7 protein-coding genes are annotated in these 9,592 nt (G+C 34.1%); 1 reads left to right on the forward strand and 6 read right to left on the reverse strand.

Going from position 1 to position 9,592, the window contains the following annotated elements; genetic code table 11:
• Window positions 1–349: 349 nt before the first annotated feature.
• The 3 genes from ACW2QF_RS01320 to ACW2QF_RS01330 all read right to left on the reverse strand — a co-directional run bounded on the left by ACW2QF_RS01320 (window position 350) and on the right by ACW2QF_RS01330 (window position 5,113).
• Window positions 350–628, reverse strand: a complete 279-nt coding sequence (locus ACW2QF_RS01320; protein WP_455714187.1) for a hypothetical protein — start codon at window positions 626–628, stop codon at window positions 350–352.
• A gap of 296 nt (window positions 629–924) precedes the next feature.
• Window positions 925–4,095: an isoleucine--tRNA ligase gene (ileS, locus tag ACW2QF_RS01325; RefSeq protein WP_455714188.1), complete on the reverse strand. Its 3,171-nt coding sequence runs from the start codon at window positions 4,093–4,095 to the stop codon at window positions 925–927.
• 346 nt (window positions 4,096–4,441) lie between these two features.
• The gene (locus ACW2QF_RS01330) at window positions 4,442–5,113 is read right to left on the reverse strand and encodes a hypothetical protein (protein WP_455714189.1); all 672 of its coding nucleotides are present in this window, start codon (window positions 5,111–5,113) and stop codon (window positions 4,442–4,444) included.
• 599 nt (window positions 5,114–5,712) lie between these two features.
• On the opposite strand from ACW2QF_RS01330, the gene ACW2QF_RS01335 reads away from it, so the two are divergent.
• Window positions 5,713–6,708: a spore photoproduct lyase family protein gene (locus ACW2QF_RS01335; RefSeq protein ID WP_455714190.1), complete on the forward strand. Its 996-nt coding sequence runs from the start codon at window positions 5,713–5,715 to the stop codon at window positions 6,706–6,708.
• A 171-nt stretch (window positions 6,709–6,879) separates the two neighbouring features.
• Here ACW2QF_RS01335 and ACW2QF_RS01340 read toward each other — a convergent pair whose 3' ends face one another.
• Genes ACW2QF_RS01340 through ACW2QF_RS01350 form a run of 3 tightly spaced genes read right to left on the reverse strand, consistent with a single transcriptional unit; the run spans window position 6,880 to window position 9,246 of the window.
• Window positions 6,880–8,469, reverse strand: coding sequence for a DUF4153 domain-containing protein (locus ACW2QF_RS01340; protein WP_455714191.1), 1,590 nt, complete (start codon window positions 8,467–8,469; stop codon window positions 6,880–6,882).
• 41 nt (window positions 8,470–8,510) lie between these two features.
• Window positions 8,511–8,741: a helix-turn-helix domain-containing protein gene (locus tag ACW2QF_RS01345; protein ID WP_455714192.1), complete on the reverse strand. Its 231-nt coding sequence runs from the start codon at window positions 8,739–8,741 to the stop codon at window positions 8,511–8,513.
• Window positions 8,742–8,766: 25 nt separating this feature from the next.
• Window positions 8,767–9,246: a DUF2975 domain-containing protein gene (locus ACW2QF_RS01350; protein WP_455714193.1), complete on the reverse strand. Its 480-nt coding sequence runs from the start codon at window positions 9,244–9,246 to the stop codon at window positions 8,767–8,769.
• Between the last annotated feature and the right edge of the window lie 346 nt (window positions 9,247–9,592).

Raw genomic sequence — 9,592 nt, forward strand, 5'->3', positions numbered from 1 at the left:
ATAAAACCCTCCCTATTGATTATTATTGTTTAGTATCAAAAAAATATCTTGTATAATTAGTTATAAATATACAAAATATCTTCATATATATTCTATAATATTTGCAAATATCTGTCAATCCCACTTATATCTTATTTTTTCATATTTTTCTTACAGCAATTACTATATTGTGATTTTATTTGTCGAATTATTATCTATTTAGTAATTATTTATCTTTTCGTAATAATTTCCTGCAGGTATCAAAGATAAACTTTCCAATAAATAAAAGAGTATCCATAAATATAAATTAATCTTGGATACTCTTTAAATTCTATAGCTAATCTAATAGGAATCAAACCTATCGTACAACTTATCTACGATCTCTATCTCTAAAGAAATCTCTATCCCGGTCTCTAAAATCCCTATCTCTAAAGAAATCTATAAAGAAGTCTCTAAGATCCCTATCTCTAAAAAAATCTCTGTCTCGGTGATGATCTCTGTGATGATCTCTATCCCGATCTCTGTCATGGTCTCTATCTCGATCTCTGTCTCTAAAAAAATCATCTCTATCAATAGGCATTACAGGAACTTGATGGAAAGGTCTCTGTAACTCTTGCTCTCTAATATCGTCGTTATCTTCATATTTCATTATATATCTCCTATCATTACTTAATATCTAACACTAAATCATATGCAAGGAAATACCAACATGTTCTTAGTAAGAAATTAAAATAGCTAAATTATATATTTTGGAACTATTTGAGGTATTTTTTTTGTCCAGAAAATCGAGATACGCAACCGCAGTTGCTTATAACACTAATTGTAACGCCACCTTTCTTAATGCTACAAGCCATTGTACTTACAATAAATACCATTTCTCACGAATACAAAAAAAGCTACTCCTAATCCCATATTTAGGATTAAGAGTAGCCTTATCTTATAAAATTACATTACCTTTTCAACACCAAGAATTGTATTCTCACCATTTAAATCCCATTCTTTTGTGAATCCACTCATTGTTCCAATATGAATTTCTTCTGCAAGAACTTCTGATTTAATTTGATCAGCATTTTTCTTGATTACTTCTTTGATTACATCATTTGCATCTTGGTATACGATGATATGATCCATAACTTCGAAGCCAGCATCTTTACGCATTGTTTGAATCTTACTGATAATTTCACGAACATAACCTTCTTCAACTAATTCAGGAGTTAAGTTTGTATCAAGTACTACTGTGATTCCATAATCAGAATTTGATTCATAACCTTCCATCTGTGCTGCGTCGATTAATAAATCTTCTTTATCAAGCACTTCTTCTACACCATCAAGTGTAATTGTAAGTTTACCTGTCTCGTTAAGCTCATCCATAGCTTTGTTGCCGTCAAGAGCAGCCAATACTTCTTTCAACGCATTTAATTGTTTACCAAATCTTCTACCAAGAGTACGAAGTTGTGGTTTGAAAGTGTATGAAGTAAAGTTTCTTACGTCATCTGTGAAAGTAACTTTCTTAACATTTAGCTCTTCTTCAATAATCTCTAGGAAGTATTCTGATAACTCTACTGCACCCTTTACATACATGTTACCAATTGGTTGTCTGTTCTTGATGTTTGCAGTGTTTCTACAAGCACGTCCTAGTACAACAATATCAAGTACTTCTTCCATATTCTTCTCAAGTACTTTATCAATATGAGCTTCATTGTAAACTGGGAAGTCACATAGATGAATACTTTCTGGTGCAGTCTTATCAATACTTCTTACTAAGTTTTGGTAGATATCTTCTGTCATGAAAGGAACCATTGGTGCTGCTGTTTTGCAAAGAGTTACTAATGTAGTGTAAAGAGTCATATAAGCATTAATCTTATCTTGTTCCATTCCTTTTGCCCAGAATCTTTCACGACAACGTCTTACATACCAGTTACTTAATTCATCTACGAAGTCTTGTAATGCTCTTGCTGTTTCTGGAAGCTTGTAAGCAGCAAGATTTTCATCCACTGTTTTCACAACTGTATTTAATCTAGATAATAACCATTTATCCATAACAGGTAATTTGTCATAATCTAATGTATATTTTGTTGCATCGAACTTATCGATGTTAGCATATAATACGAAGAATGCGTACGTATTCCATAGAGTACCCATGAATTTACGTTGTCCTTCCATAACTGCTTTTCCGTGGAAACGGTTTGGTAACCATGGAGCACTGTTAATGTAGAAGTACCAACGGATTGCATCCGCGCCATATTGTTCTAACGCATCGAAAGGATCAACTGCATTTCCTTTTGACTTAGACATCTTTTGACCGTTCTCATCTTGAACGTGACCAAGAACAATAACGTTCTTATAAGGTGCCTTGTTGAATAATAATGTTGATTCAGCAAGTAAGGAATAGAACCAACCTCTTGTTTGGTCAACTGCTTCGGAAATGAAGTCAGCTGGGAATTGTTGCTCGAATAAATCTTGATTCTCAAATGGATAATGATGTTGAGCAAATGGCATTGCCCCTGAATCGAACCAACAGTCAATAACTTCAGGTACACGGTGCATCTCTTTACCACATTTCTCACATGGGAAAGTAACGGCATCGATGAATGGACGGTGAAGTTCAATATCATCTGGACAATTACTTGATAATTCTTTTAATTCAGCAATACTTCCAATAGAATGCATGTGTCCACATTCACATTCCCATACGTTAAGTGGAGTTCCCCAGTAACGGTTACGGCTAACACCCCAGTCTTGTACGTTCTCTAACCAATCACCAAAACGACCTTTACCAATGCTTTCTGGAATCCAGTTAATTGTGTTGTTGTTACGGATTAAGTCTTCTTTAACAGCGGTCATCTTAATAAACCAAGATTCTCTTGCATAGTAGATTAATGGAGTATCACATCTCCAACAGAATGGATAGCTGTGCTCGAATTTAAGTGCCTTATATAATAAGCCTTTTTCACCTAATAGACGGAACACGATTTCATCTGCTTTCTTACAGAATACGCCAGCCATGTCTGTACATTCTGGTTTCATCTCACCTTTTTCGTCAACTAATTGAACGAATGGAAGGTCATATTTACGTCCTACTTTCGCATCGTCTTCACCGAATGCAGGTGCAATATGAACAACACCAGTACCATCTGTTAATGTTACATATGTGTCGCAAACTACATAATAAGCTTTCTTAGTTGGATTTACGTAGTTGAATAATGGTTCATATTCTTTGTATTCTAAGTCTGTACCAACGTACTTCTCTACGATTTCATATACTCCATCTACAACGGAAAGTAATGCTTCTGCTAGGAAATAATACTCTGTTTTAACAGCTGTATCTTCTTCGCCTTCTTTCACAACATCTCCTTTAGCGTTAACGGAAACTTTTACTTTAACATAAGTTTCATTTGGGTTAACACATAATGCAACGTTTGATGGTAATGTCCAAGGAGTTGTTGTCCATGCTAAGATATATTCGTCTTCTGTTCCTTTAACTTTAAACTTAGCAATGGCTGATTTTTCTTTTACATCCTTATAACCTTGCGCTACTTCATGGGAAGAAAGTGGAGTTCCGCATCTTGGACAATAAGGTACGATTTTATGACCCTTGTATAGAAGGTCTTTTTCCCATATTTGTTTTAATGCCCACCATTCAGATTCAATGAAGTTGTTGTCATAGGTTACATATGGATTCTCCATATCTGCCCAGAAACCAACCGTACCTGAGAAATCTTCCCACATACCTTTATATTTCCATACAGATTCTTTACATTTTTCAATGAATGGCTCTAAACCATATTCTTCAATTTGTTCTTTTCCATCTAATCCTAATAATTTCTCAACTTCAAGTTCTACTGGAAGGCCGTGTGTATCCCAACCAGCTTTTCTAGGAACTTTATAGCCTTTCATTGTTTTATATCTTGGAATCATATCCTTTATTACTCTTGTAAGAACGTGACCGATATGTGGTTTACCATTGGCTGTTGGTGGACCATCATAGAAGGTAAATGTCTCCCCTTCTTTTCTTGAATCAATACTCTTCTCAAAGATCTGGTTATCTTTCCAGAACTTCTCTACGTTTTTTTCTCTCTCAACAAAGTTAAGATTGGTGGATACTTTATCGTACATGCTTTGCCTCCTTATATTATGAATAAAAAAACTCCCATCCTTAAACAGGATGAGAGCATAATGCTTTCATGAAACCACCTATTTAACATACTCCGTCTAAAACTTTTATATGTGCTCCGATAACGGCGGAATCCGGCGACGACCTACTTGAACTTTCTTTCAGTCTGCTACTTCGGAGTGATGTTCACAATCTGCTACTCCCATTCGGCTTCCACTATCCCGAACTCGCTTTTGGTTTCTCTTGATTGCTACTGTCTCCATCAACGTATTTTGGTGTTTGATTTTATTATTTTTTATCATAGTATAGGATTTGGTAAATGTCAAGGGGATTTGCTTCAGATTAACTTTAATTCTTCAAGTTCCTGCTATAATCAATGTAAACCGCCCAGTCTCCAAAGTATGTAACAATTGCCTTCTTACCGTCATCAGATATGGTTAATGTTATTTTATTAATAGAACTTTTCTCTTTTAACGACAGATTCTTATTCCCCCTTGCTTCTAATTCTTCACAACTTGAATTTAAATCTTTTCGTTCTGCTTTAGAAAGAGAAGATATGAGGTCCTTGCTCTTCCAAACAATAACCTCTCCTGAGGTATCTGTCTTAGCTGAATCTGGACTACCAAGTTCCTCTTCCATATTTGACTTCAACGTCCCAGCATCAAAATTAGCATATTGCAATACCACCGCGGATAATGCATTAACAGGATAACTATATTTATCTTGTTCGCTGATTTCTCCATCTGTTATTAACAAATTAACTGTAGTCTTCACTCCATATTTCTCATAAGTATTATTTAATCTGATTATGTAGTAAGCCGAATCTTCTTTTGGTTCAACTATCTTAGCATTTTGCTTCGTTAATTGCAAAGTGCTTACAACCTCATCAAGACTCATACCCCAAGTAAGTTTGTCAAACATAGGTGCATAGCCATACTGTTTATTTTGTTTTCCACAACCAACTAAAGACAAAATAAGCAATACCACCATACAACTAAGAATGAATGGCTTTTTGCTCATATTACCTTCCCTTCTCCTGATAAGGTTGTTCTATGTACTTATGTATTTTTAATGTTGGGGGCAAAATTCTATGTAGGTTTTCATAGCTTCTTAGCTGACGTACTATGACACGAAACACGCTACACACCTAAGTACTTCTAAGTGTGTACTGGCATGGTGATTCATAAGATACGGAACCGCCTTCGATTCGGCATCCTGCCTCAGCTCAGGCTGGTTCGGCATCCATGCCTCACCTTCCTAGGTTATTAAGTACACACTAAAAAGTACTATAGATGTTCCGCTATTGTTTCTTAGTCATAGTCCGTTAGCTAAGAAGTAAGTCTACATTATTAAGAGTTTTGCTTATCTACTTTATTGATACACAAGTACGGGGACGTTAATGAATAAGTATAGATCCCATAAAATTCATCATTAATCTAAAAAACTTTCATAACCTAATCAGGACAATTATTATGTCCTTATTATAGCATTCTTAAGTTCTTCAATTCCACTATATCTCGTATTCTTTTTCTTTCTTTATGTGACAATATAAAAAATGAAAACACCTAATTCGGTACATACTATTATAAAACTACTGAATGATAAAGGAGATTCATCATATGCGACCAACACAAATCTATTATGAAGCAAATATTGAACAATATACTTTAGGAAAAGAATTAAAGGAGAGATTTTCTGATATCTCTTGGATTCCTATTGAGAATCACAACAACATTGAAGAACTGCGTACAAAGGAAAATTCCGAATTTCGTAATCTAAAACAATTATTAATTATTGGTACACGTAAAACACACAAATATGTGGAAAATCATAAAGTCTCTGATTACCTGGTGCCGTATACTTCTTCTGGTTGTACTGCCATGTGTCTGTACTGCTATCTAGTTTGTAATTATAATAAATGTTCTTATCTACGCCTTTTTGTTAATCGAGAACAGATGATGGACCGCTTGATTCGCCATAGTAACCGAAGTGATAAGGAACTTACTTACGAAATAGGAAGTAACAGTGATTTAATTCTTGAAAACACAATTACCAATAACTTGCCTTGGACGATTGAGAATTTTATGAAAAGCTTAAAGGGGAAAATTACTTTCCCAAGTAAATTCAGTATGGTTGATCCCTTATTATCCTTGAATCATCAGGGCAGGGTAGTTTTTCGTATGTCTGTTAACCCTGAATTGATAATTCGTGAAATCGAACTTGGTACTTCTTCTTTAGATAAACGTATTGAAGCAATTAATAAGATGGTAGAAGCTGACTATAAAGTAGGTATCCTAGTAGCTCCTATTATTATGGTAGACAACTGGAAAGAGTTATATACTGAGCTTTTCGATAAATTAGAAGCTGAGCTTTCACAAAAGATGAAGAAGCAGATGTTCATTGAAGTCATTTTTATGACTTATAGTTTTGTCCATAGGAAAATCAATGCTGAGGCATTTCCGGATTCTATAGATCTCTATAATAAAGACAAGATGACTGGCCGTGGAATGGGTAAATACTGTTATCGAAACAACCTAAGAATTGATGGAGAAATCTTCATACATGATGAATTAGAACGGCGCTTTGGGCTTGGTAAGATTTTATATATTTGTTGATGTTTTATTATATTCAAAGTTTCTTATTATAAGATGATTATGAAATGAGTTGATAATTATTCATTGTAGAAACTCTTACTGATGCAGAACTAGCTAAATTGTACTTCTAAGTAAACGTGCATATGTAAAATGCCAGAAACAATATACACTCACTTAGAAGTACGGTATTTCTTACTTCCACTCCTCTACCTTATTATGTGCACTTTGATACGCTACATAATTGCTTACATTAAATCCTCGAATAGTACCTTTATATTCATTATTAATTCCTTTAAAATACTCTTTATATTCCGTCATGATATCCCTATCAAATTCATTGTAATACTCTTCCTCTTCTTCCCCATCTATTAATCGATCCTCTGAAATCTCTGCAATAGCCGGTGTTGCATCTAATGATAGGAATGTGAGGTACACGAAGTCACTTTGTGTAATATATGTGTTTGCATAGATATTATATTTTGCAATCACATAATCCATTCTGCCAAAACTCAATATCATATAAGCAACTAAAGTTGTGATAAAAAGCCTTTTACCTATTCTAAACTCAGAATGGTAGATATAATATATAATCTGGCCAACAATAAACAGCAATAAGACAAGAAACCATAACACAAGGAGTCGTAATCTTGTTAAATCATACACTTGCACGTATAGAACCATACGATAAGCAGAAGAGATGATCATAATAACGGTACATATGCTCAAAATAACTAGGATTTGATTTAATTTATGGTTAGTTGCACATTTTACTTTCAGTAATAGTACCAAACCAATATTAATAATAGCCACCAATAATAACTGCCAAAAACCTTGTCTCGCATATTCTGCATACGTAAGTCCTTCTGGTAATTCAAACAAACCACCAAACAAATAAGTGATTTGGATACTGCAAAAGATAATATACGTAATCGCTATAATGCTAGTCATAATAAGAGGTGCTTCGGATTTCCATAAACTATATCCTCGCTCATCTGTCTCCATGTATCGAATATAACATGCACAACTTAACCCATAGAATAAGATTGCAGGAATGAATACGAAACATATACCTCTAATAAATCTATATCCATTGCTAATGTGAATTGCTTCAAATGGTGAAAGTAATATTTTGCGAAATACAGGATCTGCCTGAGACAATAACGGTAGCACAACAAGTAAGAATACTGTAGCTAGTGCTATTCCCATAAGAATATTCTTACTCTTTTCAGTATTTCCTCTCTTAAATTGTACCTTTACTTTAGCATGTTTAAAGAAGAACTTCGAACAAACTAAAGAACCAGATATACATCGACAAAGAGCTGTTACAAAACCTTGTATTCCCATCTCTTTATCAGCAAGATAGCATCTACATAATACTATTAAATATAAAACAATAATTCCCACTGTATTAAGAAAGATTATAAAGAAGTTAGTTGTGAGTATAGTCGACAGTGCAAGTAAAAAGGAACTTACTACATACCCTTTACATTGCCTGTTAAAGGGTATTCCTTGATTCTTCATAGTCTTTATTGTTATTATATACAACCCCACTAGAAATAAGGGATAGACCAGCCCCGCTATATTATTATAATAGTCATAGAAACAAAAATAAAATAGTACTCCCAATGCTATTGCCCCTATTAAATACTTAGTAGCTTCTACTGCAATCGGATGGAGCTTCTCCATTCTTCTCTTTTGCTCCTCAGTTCTCTTCAACTCTTCCTGCTGCCAAGGATCGTTCTGAACTAGTAATACTTTATCAATTTCTGATTCCTCTTGCATATTTACACTCAATCTCCCTTCCCTTATCCACGCTTACTATCTTATGTGGTACTTCCCTGTTCGCCTTCGTCTGGTACATGCTCAAGTAAATCCCCAGGCTGGCACTCCAATACTTCGCATATTTTATTCAAAGTATCTAAGCGTATTGCCTTGGCTTTTTGGTTTTTCAAAATAGATATATTCGCCATCGTAATCCCTACGCGCTCTGATAACTCTGTTACACTCATCTTACGTTTTGCTAGCATAACATCAATATTTATAATAATCGCCATGAATTTTCCTCCTGGTTCCTCCTTACTATATCGTTAAATCATTCTCTTCCTTCATTTTGCTCGCTTTCTGAACTAGATGTCCCAGTGCTGCTGCGATAATAGACACTGCTACCCCGAACATAATAACCAACACAGATAATATAAGAATCGTAAAATGTATTATTCCTATTATGCTAAATAATACAATTCCCAAAAAACAGATAACACTATCTATAAGTGCTAATTTACTAATTGTAGCTAGTGCTTTGGCGTTCTTTAATGAAAACGAATTATCATTGTGTATCTCACTGCAGATACCCCAAAAAACAAACAGAACTACATAACATGGAACTCCTAGCCCCCAAACAAATAGTAACCATGGCATATACCAACTAGATAGATTTTGATTAACACATACAACATCCCTACCATAAGCAGGTATAATCATGAATATCACAAAGGTTAACATGATACCTACTAATATGGTAATGAATCTTAGCCATTTTGATAGATTTCTCTGATTCATAACAAACCTCCTAAACTCACCTCTTTTTCCATTATTATACTACTATCATTTCGAATGTCAATAGTTTTTTATTGTTTTACGATAAATAATTGTTGTTTGTTATATAAATCTAAAATTCAAGGAACTTACTAAATCTATTATATCTATTTTTACACTAGTCTTTTTTTCTTCTATTACTTATTGTTATATCTATAACGTAAAAAATTAAGGAGAATAAAAAATGGAAGAAATAAAACAATTACGAGAAATGATGAAATCTTATACCGCAGCTGACGAAGACTTTGACAGTGACATGAATCATGATTTACCAAAACCAGCATTGGTAAAATATTATGACTGTAGCAAG

The organism is Anaerosporobacter sp. (assembly GCF_965301125.1).